We start from the raw sequence: 13,935 nt of genomic DNA, 5'->3' as shown, positions 1-13,935 counted from the left end.
CACCCGTGCCCAACCGACCCTCCGGGCCGCGGCAGGGTGCGTATGAGGGGGTGACTCGGACGCTGTCGGCGCGATGACGGGAATCGGGGATTCCCTTACCCGCGGCGGTAGTTGCCGTGTCGAACCTCTTGACCCGGGGTGGCTGGAACCATACCTTGCTGCAAGTTTCAGCAAGATTTTGCTGAGAGGTACGGCCAGTAACAGCCGTGCCCGCAATCCATTGCCCCAGCCTTTGGAGAGCCGCATGCACACGAACACAGCACCCGCCCGAAGACGAACCACCGCCGCGCTGGCGGGGGCGGGGCTGATCCTCGGCCTCACCACCGCTCTGGCCGCACCCGCACAGCCTGCCGCCGCGGCCCCCACCGCGAACGGCGGCAAAAAGGTCACCGCAGTCCTGTTCGAGTGGAACTTCGACTCGATCGCCCGTGAGTGCACCCGCACGCTCGGCCCGAAGGGCTACGGGTTCGTGCAGGTGTCCCCGCCGCAGGAACGTATACAGGGCAGCGCGTGGTGGACCGCCTACCAGCCGGTCAGCTACAAGATCCAGGGACCCTTGGGCGACCGTGACTCGTTCCGGACGATGGTCGACACCTGCCACGACGCCGGCGTGAAGGTCGTCGTCGACGCCGTGCTGAACCACATGACGTCCGGATCCGGAACCGGTACCGCCGGCACGCAGTACACCAAGTACAACTACCCGGGCACCTACTCGGACGCGGACTTCCACAGCTGCCGCCAACCCATCGGCAGCAACTACAAGGACCGCTACAACGTCCAGGAGTGCGAGCTGGGCGAGACGGGACAGCCCTCGCTCTCGGACCTGAACACCGGCAGCGACTACGTCCGCGGAAAGATCGCCGGCTATCTCAACGACCTGCTGTCCCTGGGCGTCGACGGCTTCCGCATGGACGCCGTCAAGCACATGGCCGCCGGGGACCTCGCCGCCATCCGCAGCAGGCTCACCGACCCGAACGTCCACTGGATGCAGGAGGCCATCTACGGCGCGGGCGAGGCCGTCTCGCCGACCGAGTACCTGGCGACGGGCGACGTCCAGGAGTTCCGCTACACCACCGATCTGAAGCGAGTGATGACCGGGGAGAAGCTGTCGTACCTGAAGAACTTCGGTGAGGGATGGGGCTACATGCCGTCCGGGCAGAGCGGCACCATGGTCACCAACCATGACACCGAGCGCAACGGTTCGAGCCTGAGCTACCGCGACGGCGCGAACTACACGCTCGCCCACGTCTTCATGCTCGCCCACCCCTACGGCTCCCCGTCCGTCCACTCCGGGTACGAGTTCAGCAACCGGGACGCCGGCGCCCCCAACGGCGGCAGCGTCAACGCCTGTTACAGCGACGGCTGGAGCTGCCAGCACACCTGGCGCCAGATCGCCAACATGGTGGACTTCCGCAATGTCTCCGAGGGCACCGCCCTCACCGACTGGTGGGACAACGGCAACAACGCCATCGCCTTCGGCCGCGGCAGCAAGGCGTACGTCGCCATCAACCACGAGGGCGGATCCCTCACCCGGACCTACCAGACCTCCCTCCCGGCCGGCACCTACTGCGACATCCAGCACGGCGACCCGACCGCGAACGGCGGCTGCTCCGGCACCACGTACACCGTCGACGGGGACGGCAGGTTCACGGCCACCATCGGCGGCAACGACGCCGTCGCCCTGCACATCGGCGCGATGGTCGAGGACGAGCCCGGCGACAACACCGCCACCGTCTACTACAGCACCGACAAGAACTGGTCGGCCTACCGCATCCACTACGCGCCCACCGGCGGCAGCTGGACCACCCCGCCCGGTGTCGCCATGGAGAGCGCGTGCGCGGGCTGGGTGAAGAAGAGCATCCCCCTCGGCTCGGCCACCGGCCTCAAGGCGGCCTTCAACAACGGCTCCGGCACCTGGGACAACAACAGCGGTGCCGACTACGCCCTCGGCACCGGTGACCTCACCGTCAAGAACGGAGTCATCGGCACGGGCAACCCCTGCGACGAACCGCAGACCGACCCCGGCGCCTCCTTCGCGGTCAACGCGACCACGGTCCTCGGCGAGAACATCTACGTAGTCGGCGACAAAGCGGCCCTCGGCAACTGGGCGCCTGCCGCCGCGCTGAAGCTGGACCCCGCCGCCTACCCGGTGTGGAAGCTCGACGTGGACCTCCCCGCGGGCACGTCCTTCGAGTACAAATACATCCGCAAGGACGCCTCCGGCAACGTCACTTGGGAAAGCGGCGCCAACCGCACGGCCACCGTCCCCACGGACGGGAAGATTACGCTGAACGACACCTGGCGCAACTGAACCGCAGCCGTGTGAGGGGGCACCGGCTGACGCCGGTGCCCCCGTTGCGCAGTCCGGAGGGGCCGGTCACGTCACCGGCCCCGCCCTCCGTGGCTCTGGGTCGTACGACGCCTTCGCCACGATGTCCCGCAACCGCCTTGCCGCGGTGAGGAGTTCTCCGTGCGTCGTGTACAGCGCGTTGACGCCGAAGCGGAGGAGGTCGGGGGCCCGCATGTCCGCGATCACGCCCTGGTCGGCGAGGGCGCGGGTGAGGGCGTGGGCGTCGGGGTGGCGCAGGGAGACGTGGCTGCCGCGGCGGTCGGGGTCGGAGGGGGTGACGGAGGTGAGGCCGAAGGGGGTGAGGAGTTCGTCGGCGCAGCGCAGGAAGAAGTCCGTCAGGGAGAGGCTCTTGGCGCGGATCGCGGTGAGGTCCACGCCGTCGAAGGCGGTGAGGGCCGCCTCCAGGGCGAGCAGGGACAGGATCGGGGGAGTGCCGATGCGGGCTCGGGCGATGCCGGGGGCGGGGGTGTAGTCGCGGCCCATTCCGAAGGGGTCGGCGTGACCGGTCCAGCCCGGCACCGGCGTGCGCAGCTCCTCGTGGTGGCGGTGTGCCACATACAGGTAGGCCGGGGCGCCGGGTCCGCCGGAGAGGAACTTGTAGCCGCAGCCCACGGCGAGGTCGGCACCGAGGGCGTCGAGGCCGACCGGCATGGCCCCGGCCGCGTGACACAGGTCCCACAGGACCAGCGCACCGGCGTCGTGAGCGCCCCGCGTCAGGGCCCCCATGTCGAACAGCTCCCCGGTGCGGAAGTCGATGGGGGAGTAGCTGACGACGGCCACCCGGTCGCCCTCGTCCGAGAGGAGGGCGGGGAGGCCGGCCGGCGGTACCCGACGGACCTCAAGGCCGCGGCGCTGGGCCAGGGCGTCGGCCACATAGCGGTCCGTGGGGAAGTGCCCGGGGTCGGTGACCAGCAGGGTGCGGTCCGGCCGGAGCGAGGCGGCCGCGTCGAGGGCGGTGAACAGGTGCACGCTGGTGGAGTCACCGGCCACGGTCTGGCCCGGCGCGGCCCCGATGAGTGCGCCGATGGCGTCGCCCACCCGCAGGGGCGCCTCCCACCAGCCGTTGTCGTTCCAGGAACCGATGAGGTCGGTGCCCCATTGCCGGGTCACAACGTCGGTGAGGACCGGTGGGACGGCGGCGGGCAGCGGACCCAGGGAGTTGCCGTCGAGGTAGATGAAGTCCGGAGGGAGCAGGAAGCGATCGCGCAGGTGAGCCAGCGGGTCGTCGGCGTCCAGGCGCGCGGCGGCCTCGGCCAGGTCGGTCGTGGGCAGCGTCGTCATCGGTGCGCGCGCTCCTCGTCCGTCGGCGCGGGGAAGGACGCCGCCATCTTCCGGAGCGTGTCGGCGACGGCGCGGGCGCCGGGCGCGCCCGGTTCGATCAGGGTGTAGTGGCCGGTGCCGGGCAGGACGACCGTGGTGAGGTCGCGGTGGACGGCCGCGTAGTCGGCGAACTGGGTGAGGGGCACCTCCTCGTCCACGGCGCCGTGCAGCAGCACGGTCGGCACCCCGGTCGTCCCCGCGTCGCGCAGCAGGGTCAAGGGGTCCACCTCGGCCATGCGCTTCGCGAAGTGCTCCTCACCGCCGAGGAGTTGCAGGGCCGCCCCGTTGCTCAGGTCGTCCCGGCGGGTGGCGGCGAGGTCGGTGAGCGGGGCCAGCGCGAGCACGGCCGTCGGCAGGGTGCGCGTGTGCCAGCGCGAGCCGTCGGGAAGCAGTCCCCGGGCCGCGCACCACAGGGCCAGGTGCCCGCCCGAGCAGTGGCCCGCCAGGACGTACGGCTGTCCCTGCGGGAGGGTGTCGACGATCCGGGCGATGTCGTCGAAGGTCTCCGGATAGCCGCCCGCGCCCCCGGAGCGACGGAAGCCGGGCAGCAGGACGTCGAAACCCTGCTCGGCGAGGTAGGCGGCGAAGGGCGTCAGGTGCATCCGGTCGTAACGCCAGTAGCCGCCGTGCAGCAGAATCACCCTCGGGGCCCCGGGGTTCTCGGCGGGCCAGGCGTCGTAGACCTGGTGCGGATGGTCGCCGTAGTGGCCGTGCACCGGTGCCAGGACCGGCTTCAGGCTCAGCACCCGCCGCTCCTCCTCCTCGGCGTAGGCCGAGATGACCCTAGATCCCACCGCGCACCTCCCACAGCTCGGGGAAGACCGGGCGGGCGGCGCGCCGCTCCAGCCAGGCCAGGCCGTCGGAACCGGCGCTGCCGGGCTTCGAGCCCATCGCCCGCCGTACCACCAGCAGATGCTCGAAGCGCCAGCGGGCGACGAGCCCGGCGATGTCGGTGAGGAGTTCGGCCAGCGCCAGTTGCGGGTGGTGCTGGGGTCCGGTGTAGATCTCCCGCCACATCGCCACCACTGCGGGGTCGGATGTGTACGGGGCGGTCATGTCCCGCTCGCGGACACGCATCGGCACTTGCAGGCCCTGCCGGTGCAGGAAAGCCAACACCTCGTCGTACAGGGACGGTTCGCGGTAGGTCTCGTTCAGTGCCTCGTGGACGTCCGGGTCGCCCCGGTGCGCGCGCAGCATCTCGGCGGACTTGTCGCCGAGCAGGAACTCCATGTGCCGGTACATCGCCGACTGGAAGCCCGACGCCTTCCCGAACGCCGCGCGGAAACCGTTGAACTGAGCGGGCGTCAGCTCGGCCAGCGGAGCCCAGGCACCGTTGAGCGAGGTCAGGGCACGGCGGCTGCGGGTGAGGGCGTCCGTCGCGGCGTGCAGATCGTCCTTGGTGAAAGCATCCCGCGCGGTGCGCCACTCGTGCACGACCAGGGTGAACCACAGCTCCATCACCTGGGTGGTGACGAGGAATCCCATCTCGTCCGGCGCGTCGGTGAGCGGGTGCTGCAGTGAGTTGAGGACCGAGGCGTGCACATAGCTGTCGTAGGGGCTCGGGCCGGTGAAGGGCCGGGTCAGGTCATCGTCCGTGACCGGCTCGGCGAGAGCGGTCGTGCGGTTGTTCATCGCATCTCCTGTGCTGCGGCCGAGAGACGGGACGGCCGGGTGTGGGTGCCGCGGACGGCGGGGGCCGTGGGCGCGGGGCCGGACAGCGGGGTCACACGCCCAGGTGAACTCCGCCGGAGGCGTCGATCCACTGACCGGTCATCCAGCGGGCGTCGTCGCTCGCGACGAAGGAGACCACGTCGGCGATGTCCGCCGGCCGGCCGAGCCGGCTGAACACGGACGCCTCGGAGCACCTGCGGCGGATCTCCGGGACGGAGAGCGTGGGGTTGATCTCCGTCTCGGTGTAGCCGGGTGCGACGGCGTTGACGGTGATGCCCCGCGGCCCCAGTTCCTGGGCCAGGGAGAGGGTGAGGTAGTCGAGGGCGGCCTTGGCCATCGTGTACGAGACGAGCGGCGGGTACGCGACCCGGGTGGCCACGGAGGAGATGTTGATGATCCGTCCGCCGTCCCGCAGTCGGCCGAGGCCGCGCTGGATGATGAAGAACGGTGCCTTGGTGTTGATCGCGAAGACCCGGTCGTAGTCGGCCTCGGTCACGTCGGCGATGGGGCGCGGGACGGTGATGCCCGCGTTGTTGACAAGGATGTCGAGGCCGCCGCTGACGCCGCGGTCGTCAAGGGCCCGGTCGAAGGCGGACCAGAGGGCGTCGGCGTCGCCCGGCACGCCGAGTTCGGCGTGCACGGCGAGGGCGCGGCCCCCGTCGGCCTCGATCTCCTTGACGGTCCGCTCGGCGGCGCCCGCGTCGTGGCCGTAGTGCACGGCCACCAGTGCGCCGTCCCGGGCGAGGCGACGGCTGATGGCCCGGCCGATTCCCCTGCTGCCCCCGGTGACCAGGGCGGTCCTTCCCGCGAGGCGGGCGGTGGTGGTCAAGACGTCTCTCCTTCGGTGAGTGCTGAAGTCGGGTGGGTGCCCCGAGGCGGGCGTCATGCGTCGAAGTCGATGACCACCTCGGCGGAGTCCGGCCGGGCCCGGCACACCAGCGTGTAGCCCTCGGCACGGTCGCGGTCGTCCAGGGCGTGCTGGCGCTCGGCTCGCACCCGTCCGGACACGACCTTCGCGCGACAACTGCCGCACACCCCCTCGCGACAGGCGTACGGCACGTCCGGGCGCGCGCGCAGCAGGGCGTCCAGGATGACCGAGTCCTGCGGCCCGAGGGCGGCCCGGACACGGTGCCCGTCGAACAGCGCGGTGACGCCCATCGGCCCGACCACCGGAGCCGGTCGAGTGGTGCCGACGGAGGGGGCGGGGGACCCGGACATGAACGACTCCCAGCGCACCAGCGCCGGATCCACACCCCTGCCGTCCAGGAACCGCCGCACGGTGGCGAGCATCCCCGGCGGCCCGCACAGGGCGTACGCGGTGTCCTCGCCGCGCCGGACGCCGAGGACGGTCAGCAGACGGGACAGCTGGTCGGCGTCGATCCGTCCGCGGAACGGCGCGTCGGGGTCCTGCTCGTCGCGGGTGAGGACGTACTGGACGGTGAAGCGGTCGAGGAACATGTCCTTCAGGGCGGCCACTTCGTCGGCGAGCAGAGCGTGCGCGGCGTTCGGCACGGAGTGGACGAGCGAGACCCGGCAGACAGCGTCCCGGCGCAGCGCGTCGGCAGCCAGCGCGGCGAGCGGGGTGATGCCGGAGCCGCCGGCGATCAGGACGTGGTGGGCGCCGGGCGGCCCGGCCAGGGCGAAGTTGCCCACGGGAGCGGACAGTTCGAGCCGGTCGCCCGGTGCGAGGCCGCTGACGGCATGGGCGCCGAAACCGTCCGGCGCGCCACGTTTGATCACGAGGCGGAGCGCCGAGGGGTCGTGCGGGGGCGGGCACAGCGAATAGGCGCGGCGCAGCTCGCCGTCGGCGCGGCGGTGGCGTACGACGACATGGCGACCGGGTTGGTGGGCGAACACCTCACGCAGACCGGCGGGCACCTCCAGGGTCACGGCCACGGCGTCCGGAGCCGCGCGGCACACCTCGCTGACCGTGGTGGAGTGCCATCGGGTACGGGTGGGCGGTGTGGTGGCGGTGTCGGTCACGGTGTGCCTCACAGCGCGGTCAGGTAGGGGAAGGGCTCGCGGCACGCCGTGCACCACAGCATCGACTGGCAGCGGGACGGGCCGAAGGGGCTGTGCGGCCGGGTCGCGTGCGAGCCGCAGTGCGGGCAGGCGACGGCACCCAGCTCCACGGCGACCGGGCCGCCGGAGGCCCCGCGCACGGGCGGGGCGATGCCGTGGTCGACGAGGATCCGCCGTCCGCGCGCGGTGATGCGGTCGGTCGTCCAGGGCGGCGACAGGACCTGCCGCACCCGGCCGTCCGGGTGACCGCAGTCGATCAGGACCTGGTGGACGGCGTCGGTGATCGCGGGCAGGGCGGGACAGCCCAGGTAGGTGGGGATGATCTCCACCTCCAGGTTTCCGTCGGTACCCGGACCGACCGAGCCCACCACCCCGAGGTCGCCGAGGCCGATCACCGGCAGCTCCGGATCGGGCAGCGCCTCCACCCGTCTGCGTACCTCGTGCGTCGACACGGCGCCGTTCACCAGGTCCCTCCGGGGAACTGCCGCCGCACCGACTGCAGTTCGCCGATCAACCCCGCGAACTCCTCGGTGTGCAGCCCCGATCGGCCACCCCGCGCCTCCCAGGCCGGCGCAGGCACAGTCAGCCCCGCCTCGGTCACGACGTCGGTGACGCGCTGCTCCCACCGCGGGCGCAGCGGCGCCGGTGAGGGCACTGTGCCGGCGGCGGCCAGGCCCCGTACGAGGTCGTCCTCGTCGAAGAGTTCCGCGATGTAGGGCCACACGCGCTCCAGACCCTGCTGCATCCGGCGCGCGCTCTCGGCGGTCCCGCCGCCCAGTACGCGCACCCACCGGTCGGCGTGCAGGCGGTGGAAGGCGACCTCCTTGACCGCCCGCGCCCCGAAGGCCGCGAGTTCGGGGTCCGCGCCGCCCGCCAGTGCCTCGTAGTGCAGCAACGCGTAGTGGGTGTACGTGAGTTGCCGGGCGACGGTCACCGCGAAGTCACCGTTGGGCAGCTCCGTCAGCAGGGTGTTGGTGAACTCGCGCGGGTGGCGGTCGTAGGCGAGGTCGTCCTCGGTGCGTCCGGTCCCGTCGAGCCGTCCGGCCAGCGTGAAGAGGGCGCGCGCGTGGCCGATCAGGTCCAGGGCGATGTTGGACAGCGCCAGGTCCTCCTCGATCGTGGGCGCACGCGTGATCCACTGGCACAGCCGCTGCCCGAGTACCAGGGCGTCGTCCCCCAGGCGCAGCACGTAGGAAGCGAGTTCGGTGTCGGCGGATGCGGCCGCCCGCCGGTCACTGGTGGTGGTCACCGTCCGACCCCCTTTCGGTCAGCGGCGGGAAGTGCTCGGGATAGCGGTACGGCTTGCCGCGGGCGCCCGCGAAGTACGGGTCGCGCTCGTCCGGGGAGGCCGCGTGCACGGCGTCCGAGCGCACTACCCACAGCGACAGCGGATCGCCGCGCCGGACGAACAGATCCCGGGCGACCGCCAGCGCCGCGTCCGGACCCGCGGCGCGGACCGACCCCACGTGCTGGTGGGCCAGTCCGCGACGGGCCCGCAGGAAGACCTCCCAGGACGCGGGCGCGCCTTCTTCACTGCGGTTCATGCGTGCTCCTTGCGCATCTCTCGGATCGCATCCAGGGCCTCCTCGCGGGCGGCGTACGCCGTGGCGGCCTCCCGTACCCAGGCGCCGTCCTCGTGAGCGGTCCTGCGGTGCTCGATGCGGCGGCGCGCCCAGTGGGTGTCGTCGCCCAGGGCCGCCCGGTAGGTGTCCCAGTCGACGGGGGTGAAGTCGTAGTGGCCGCGCTCCTCGTTCCAGCGGATCGCCGGATCGGGCAGCGTCAGGCCCAGGCGCTCGGCCTGCGGGACGCACTGGTCGACGAAACGCTGGCGCAGCTCGTCGTTGGTGTGGCGCTTGATGTTCCAGGCGATGGCCCGACGGGAGACGGCGGCCCCGACCGCCGCGGTCCGGGCGTCGGCTCCGCCCGCCTCGGTGTCGGGCGGTCCGAACATCAGCGCCACGGCCGGCAGCCACCAGCGGTTCACCGCGTCCTGCGCCATCGCCTTCTGCTCTGGTGTGCCCTCGCACAGCGCGCGCATCAGGTCGTAGCCCTGGCGCACATGGAAGGCCTCCTCCTGGCAGACGCGACGCATGGCCCGCGCGTACGGCCCGTAGGAGGTCCGGCACAGGGGTGCCTGGTTGATGACGGCGGCACCGTCCGTGAGCCAGGCGATGGCGCCGGTGTCCGCCCAGGTCAGCGCCGGGTGGTTGAAGGTGGCCGCGGCGCGCTGGTGGCCCCGGTGCAGGGCGTCGAGCAGTTCGGCGCGGTCCACGCCCAGGGTCTCGGCGGCGGAGTACAGGTACAGGCCGTGCCCGGCCTCGTCCTGGACCTTGGCGATGAGCACGGACTTGCGGTGCAGGGACGGCGCCCGGGTCAGCCAGGCACCCTCGGGCTGCATACCGATGATCTCGGAGTGGGCGTGCTGAGCCATCTGCCGGAGCAGCATGCGGCGGTAGCCGTCGGGCATCCAGTCGCGCGGCTCGATCGTCGCGCCCTCGGCGATCAGCGCCTCGAAGTGCGCGAGCAGTTCGTCCTGCCCGACGGCCTCGACGCTCTCGGCGCTCACCCGGTGCCACCCGTGCGTGCGAGGGTTCCCGGTGCCGACTGCCTGAGCACGCGCATCACTCCCTGGTTCGGGGCCCGCGCGCCGCCCGCGGCAGCGGGGGCGCACCGGGCGCAGCAGGTGTCTTCACCCATGCAAGGAGGCCGGACGGGAGGCCCGGCTATCCCTGCCGTGCGTGACGGGCCGCGTGACAAGGATCACGGTGGGCGCGGGGAGTGCGGGCGTCGTCGGCCTCCTCTAGAGGGGGTGACAGCCAGCCCGTGGCGAAAGGGGAACCCATGAGCACCATCAGGGAGTTGCTGGTCGAACTCACCGGCACCGCCGAATACGCGGACGGGATCGGCGACGACGTCGACCTCGCCGCCAGCGGCATCGACTCCGGCGACCTGGTGCGTCTGGTGCTGCTCGTCGAGCAGCGCCTCGGCGTCGAGATCACGGCCGAGGACATGGAGAAGCTGCGCACGATCGCCGACTACGAGCGGTTCGTGGCCGCGCGCTCGGCCGCCGGCGCCGGCGGTGCGTGATGTGGCTGACCCAGCTGCTGGAGCGCAACCGGCAGTGCTATCCCGACCGGATCGCCCTAGTCGACGAGCAACGCAGCGTGACCTGGACGGAGTTCCACGACCGCACGCTCGAACTCGCACACGGCTTCGCCGAGTTGGGTATCGAGCGCGGTGACCGGGTCGCCGTCCTGTCCAAGGACCGCATCGAGGTCCTGGAGAGCTACTTCGCGCTCGCCCGCCTGGGCGCGCTGTTCGTGCCGCTCAACCACAGCCTGGCCGAACCCGAGGTCGCGGGCATCGTCGAACGCGTCGGCGCCGTCGCGGTGCTCGGCGAGTCGGACCTGCTGGACCGCCACCCCCGGCTGCCCGAGGCGGTACGTATCCGCGTGGCGCTGGACAAGCCCGGCTTCGCCACGCTCGGCAGCATGGCACCCGAGCGGGAACTGCCGCAGGTATCCGACACCGACCCGATCGCCGTACTGCACACCTCGGCCACCACCGGACAGGCCAAGGGCGTCACCGTCGACAGCGGCTCCTTCCGGGCGATCGCCCTGGGCTGGCTGACCCTGGCCCGCCCCACCGACGACCTCGTCCTGGTCAACTGCTGCCCGCTCTACCACGGCAGCATGGTCGTCTCGCACACCTACATGGCCGTCGGCGCCACCGTCGTGCTGATGCCAGGCTTCACCCCGCAGCGGGCGCTCACCGCCGTGGAACGCCACCGCGCCACCCACATGTGGATGGTCCCGCAGATGCTGCGGTTCATGCTCCAGGCCAAGGCCGCCGGGCGCACCGACTTCTCCACCCTGCGGGAGATCCTCTACGGCGCCGCGCCCATGCCACCGGAGGTCTACGCCGAGGCGGTCGAGCGCCTGGGCTGCGGCTTCCGCCAGGTGTACGGCATGACCGAGGTCGGCGGCCCGTTCGTCACCCTCGGCCCCGACGAGCACCCCGCCCCCGGGGATGTCACCGCCCGCATCCCTTGCGGCCGCGTCGTGCCGGGCATGTCGGTGCGCGCCGTCGACCGGGACGGACGGGAGGTGCCGCGCGGCGAGATCGGTGAGATCGTGGTGCGCGGACCCGGCGTCATGCAGGGCTACTGGAACGACCCCGAGGCCACCCGCGAGATCACCCTCGACGGCTGGACCAGGACCGGCGACCTCGGATTCGTCGACGACGAGGGCCGCATCAGCCTCGTCGACCGCACCAAGGACGTCATCATCCGCGCCGGCCAGAACGTCTACCCGTCGGAGATCGAACGCGCCCTGCTGGCCCACCCGGCCGTCCACGACACGGCCGTCGTCGGAATGCCCGACGAGGACTACGGCGAAGTGCCGCTGGCCTACGTCGCTCTGGAGCCGGGTGCGGACGTCAGCGCCGCGGAACTGCTGACCCACGCCGGCCGGCTCCTCGCGCCCTACAAGCGCCCGCGGCGCGTGGAGTTCATCGAGCAGGTGCCGCGCAACCCCGCCGGGAAGATCATCAAGAAGCTGCTGCGGGGCTGACGGTGAACGGTGGCGCGCGGAGCGCGGTCCCATGACGGACCGCCGTGCCGCGCGCTCTCGCCGTGAGCGGCCCGGCGCCGAGCGCGTGGACGCGCTGGCCGGGCTGCGCCCCCAACTGGCCGCCGTCGGCCTGGGCTTGGGGATCGCCCACGTCGGTGAGGCGGGACTGGGGCCCGCCGGACCGGCCGAGGCGTCCGCGGCGGCGACGATGACACCGGACCGCCGCCGAGAGTTCCTGGCGGGCCGGCACGCCGCCCGCCGTGCCCTGCGCGCGATCGGCCTGGACTGCGGGGACATCCCCCGCGACGGCCGCCTGCCGGTGTTCCCACCCGGACGGGCGGCCTCGATCTCGCACAGCGCCGGAATCGCCGTGGCCGTGGCTCGCGAGCCGACGCGACACATCCCGCTCGGCTGCGACTTGGAACTGAAACCGCTGCCCGACAACGCGGCGAAACTCGTTCTGCGGGCGGACGAGACGGAGTGGCTCCAGGCCGCTCCCGCCGAGGCCACGCTCACGGCCCTCTTCTCGGCCAAGGAAGCGGCGTGGAAGGCCCTCTGCCTCTCGTCCGGGACACTGGGGGACCTGTGGGCCAGGCCGTACGACGACGAGCTGCTGATCGGCCCGCACGCGACCCCGGCCGACGCGGTGCGCGTGCGCACGCTGCCCGTCGGGAAGGGCGTGTTCAGCTACGTCGTAGGCCGGGCCCGGGCGGGCGCGGGGGCCGCCCTGTAACGGCGGCCCCCGCGCGTTCCTCAGGACTCCGGACGGGCGTTGACCAGCGCCGCCATGTTGCCCGCCGGATGGCGGTTCTCGTGGAGGAGCTGGTGGGCCAGGCCGATCTCGTCGAAGGCGAACGTGCGTGACAGGCACGGGTCGATGACGTCCTGGGCGATCAGCCGGGTCACCTCGCGCGCGTCACGGGCGTTCGCGGCGTGCGAGCCCTGCAACCGCTTCTGCCGCATCCACAGCACCCGCAGGTCCACGTCGCCGTTGTAGCCGGTCGTGCCGCCGCACGTGACCACCATGCCGCCGTTGTCGCACATGTACAGCGACGTAGGGATCGTGTCGGTGCCCGAGTGCTCCAGCACGATACGCGGGTTGCGGCGCTCGCCCAGCACCTCCCAGAAACGCCGGCCGAAGGCGCGGGCACCGCCCAGCCACGTGCGCATGGCCGCCTCGTCGGAGATGTCCGGCAGCCTGCCCCAGTGGTCGAACTCGCGCCGGTCGATGACCCCCTCGGCGCCCAGCTTGAGGCAGAACTCCCCGCGCTCCTCGCTGGAGACGACCGCGACCGGGATACCCCCGGCGTGCCGCACGAGCTGGATCGCGATGCAGCCGAGCCCGCCCGCGCCGCCCCAGATCAGCACCGGGTCGCCGGGCCGCACCGTGTGCGGCTGCCAGCCGAACAACTGCCGGTACGCGGTGGCGGCGGTCGCCATGTAGCAGGCGGACTGCGCCCACGACAGCCGGGCGGGCTTGGGGTGGCACATGTAGTCGTCGACGACCGCGAACTGCGCGAACGAGCCGTAGTTCTCCTCGTACCCCCACACACGCTGGGAGGTCGAGAACGCCGGATCGGCCCCGAGGCGGACATCCTCGGCCGACTCGTCCCACCGGTTGGCCAGCACGACGACCTCGTCACCGGGCCGGACCCCGCGCACGTCCTCGCCGACCGCCCACACGACACCGGACAGATCCGAGCCGCCGATGTGGAAGTCCTCGGTGGCACCGGCCCTGCGCCGGGCGGCGATCACGTCGATCGGCTCGCCCAGCGCCGCCCACACGTTGTTGTAGTTGATACCGGCCGCCATCACCTTCACCGCGACCTGCCCGCGCCCGACCGGCGGGACGTCCACCACCTCGGTACGGAACGCGTCGATGGGCTGCCCGTAGCGTTCGGGGCGGATGAGCGAGGCGTGCATCCTGCGGGGGAGGGTGCCGATCTCGGGCGCGTCGCCCAGCTCGTAGAGGTCCTTGGTCACGGTCACGCGGGTCTCCTG

At 72.0% G+C, this 13,935-nt stretch carries 14 protein-coding genes; 4 read left to right on the top strand and 10 right to left on the bottom strand.

Annotated features, from left to right (window positions below):
- Positions 1 to 244 precede the first annotated feature (244 nt).
- Positions 245 to 2,311, top strand: coding sequence for a carbohydrate binding domain-containing protein (locus tag ACZ7L7_RS29780; RefSeq protein ID WP_285514573.1), 2,067 nt, complete (start codon positions 245 to 247; stop codon positions 2,309 to 2,311).
- A 66-nt stretch (positions 2,312 to 2,377) separates the two neighbouring features.
- Here the strand turns inward: ACZ7L7_RS29780 and ACZ7L7_RS29775 are convergent, their stop codons facing one another.
- The 9 genes from ACZ7L7_RS29775 to paaA form a co-directional block, all read right to left on the bottom strand.
- Positions 2,378 to 3,631, bottom strand: coding sequence for a kynureninase (locus ACZ7L7_RS29775; protein WP_471592891.1), 1,254 nt, complete (start codon positions 3,629 to 3,631; stop codon positions 2,378 to 2,380).
- Positions 3,628 to 4,464, bottom strand: coding sequence for an alpha/beta hydrolase family protein (locus ACZ7L7_RS29770; protein WP_285514575.1), 837 nt, complete (start codon positions 4,462 to 4,464; stop codon positions 3,628 to 3,630). Before ACZ7L7_RS29770 ends, ACZ7L7_RS29775 begins: the two co-directional genes overlap by 4 nt.
- Positions 4,454 to 5,302, bottom strand: coding sequence for a tryptophan 2,3-dioxygenase (locus ACZ7L7_RS29765; protein WP_285514576.1), 849 nt, complete (start codon positions 5,300 to 5,302; stop codon positions 4,454 to 4,456). The genes ACZ7L7_RS29770 and ACZ7L7_RS29765 overlap by 11 nt, the downstream gene beginning before the upstream one ends.
- A 91-nt stretch (positions 5,303 to 5,393) precedes the next feature.
- Complete coding sequence (locus ACZ7L7_RS29760; protein ID WP_285514577.1) at positions 5,394 to 6,170, bottom strand: SDR family oxidoreductase; 777 nt, start codon at positions 6,168 to 6,170, stop codon at positions 5,394 to 5,396.
- Positions 6,171 to 6,223: 53 nt separating this feature from the next.
- A complete protein-coding gene (locus tag ACZ7L7_RS29755; protein WP_471592892.1) occupies positions 6,224 to 7,324 on the bottom strand; it encodes a 2Fe-2S iron-sulfur cluster-binding protein in 1,101 nt (366 codons plus the stop codon).
- Between the two features lie 8 nt (positions 7,325 to 7,332).
- Positions 7,333 to 7,827, bottom strand: coding sequence for a 1,2-phenylacetyl-CoA epoxidase subunit PaaD (gene paaD / locus ACZ7L7_RS29750; RefSeq protein ID WP_471592893.1), 495 nt, complete (start codon positions 7,825 to 7,827; stop codon positions 7,333 to 7,335).
- Entirely contained in the window at positions 7,824 to 8,612 is a 789-nt protein-coding gene (gene paaC / locus ACZ7L7_RS29745; protein WP_472077648.1) for a 1,2-phenylacetyl-CoA epoxidase subunit PaaC, read from the bottom strand. Before paaC ends, paaD begins: the two co-directional genes overlap by 4 nt.
- Positions 8,596 to 8,907, bottom strand: coding sequence for a 1,2-phenylacetyl-CoA epoxidase subunit B (locus tag ACZ7L7_RS29740; protein ID WP_285514581.1), 312 nt, complete (start codon positions 8,905 to 8,907; stop codon positions 8,596 to 8,598). The genes paaC and ACZ7L7_RS29740 overlap by 17 nt, the downstream gene beginning before the upstream one ends.
- A complete protein-coding gene (gene paaA / locus ACZ7L7_RS29735; RefSeq protein WP_285514582.1) occupies positions 8,904 to 9,929 on the bottom strand; it encodes a 1,2-phenylacetyl-CoA epoxidase subunit PaaA in 1,026 nt (341 codons plus the stop codon). Before paaA ends, ACZ7L7_RS29740 begins: the two co-directional genes overlap by 4 nt.
- 275 nt (positions 9,930 to 10,204) lie before the next feature.
- Here paaA and ACZ7L7_RS29730 point away from each other — a divergent pair, with 275 nt between their 5' ends.
- Genes ACZ7L7_RS29730 through ACZ7L7_RS29720 form a run of 3 tightly spaced genes read left to right on the top strand, consistent with a single transcriptional unit; the run spans position 10,205 to position 12,667 of the window.
- A complete protein-coding gene (locus ACZ7L7_RS29730) occupies positions 10,205 to 10,450 on the top strand; it encodes an acyl carrier protein (RefSeq protein ID WP_285514583.1) in 246 nt (81 codons plus the stop codon).
- Positions 10,450 to 11,934: a class I adenylate-forming enzyme family protein gene (locus ACZ7L7_RS29725; protein ID WP_472077647.1), complete on the top strand. Its 1,485-nt coding sequence runs from the start codon at positions 10,450 to 10,452 to the stop codon at positions 11,932 to 11,934. Before ACZ7L7_RS29730 ends, ACZ7L7_RS29725 begins: the two co-directional genes overlap by 1 nt.
- A 31-nt stretch (positions 11,935 to 11,965) precedes the next feature.
- Positions 11,966 to 12,667 carry a 4'-phosphopantetheinyl transferase superfamily protein gene (locus ACZ7L7_RS29720; protein WP_471592896.1) on the top strand — a complete coding sequence of 234 codons (702 nt, stop codon included), beginning with the start codon at positions 11,966 to 11,968 and terminating at the stop codon, positions 12,665 to 12,667.
- Positions 12,668 to 12,687: 20 nt separating this feature from the next.
- On the opposite strand, the gene ccrA is transcribed toward ACZ7L7_RS29720, so the two are convergent.
- Positions 12,688 to 13,923 carry a crotonyl-CoA carboxylase/reductase gene (gene ccrA, locus ACZ7L7_RS29715; RefSeq protein WP_453599754.1) on the bottom strand — a complete coding sequence of 412 codons (1,236 nt, stop codon included), beginning with the start codon at positions 13,921 to 13,923 and terminating at the stop codon, positions 12,688 to 12,690.
- Positions 13,924 to 13,935: the final 12 nt, after the last annotated feature.

This window comes from Streptomyces sp. NPDC110618, from assembly GCF_055657065.1.
Note: the sequence above shows the minus strand (reverse complement) of the source record. Positions and strands in the feature narration are given on the sequence as shown.

Bases quoted from the DNA above. Each gene is read 5' to 3' on its own strand.
- ACZ7L7_RS29780 (WP_285514573.1), top strand. From the start codon at position 245: ATGCACACGAACACAGCACCCGCCCGAAGACGAACCACCGCCGCGCTG.
- ACZ7L7_RS29775 (WP_471592891.1), bottom strand. From the start codon at position 3,631: ATGACGACGCTGCCCACGACCGACCTGGCCGAGGCCGCCGCGCGCCTG.
- ACZ7L7_RS29765 (WP_285514576.1), bottom strand. From the start codon at position 5,302: ATGAACAACCGCACGACCGCTCTCGCCGAGCCGGTCACGGACGATGAC.
- ACZ7L7_RS29740 (WP_285514581.1), bottom strand. From the start codon at position 8,907: ATGAACCGCAGTGAAGAAGGCGCGCCCGCGTCCTGGGAGGTCTTCCTG.
- ACZ7L7_RS29730 (WP_285514583.1), top strand. From the start codon at position 10,205: ATGAGCACCATCAGGGAGTTGCTGGTCGAACTCACCGGCACCGCCGAA.
- ACZ7L7_RS29725 (WP_472077647.1), top strand. From the start codon at position 10,450: ATGTGGCTGACCCAGCTGCTGGAGCGCAACCGGCAGTGCTATCCCGAC.
- ACZ7L7_RS29720 (WP_471592896.1), top strand. From the start codon at position 11,966: ATGACGGACCGCCGTGCCGCGCGCTCTCGCCGTGAGCGGCCCGGCGCC.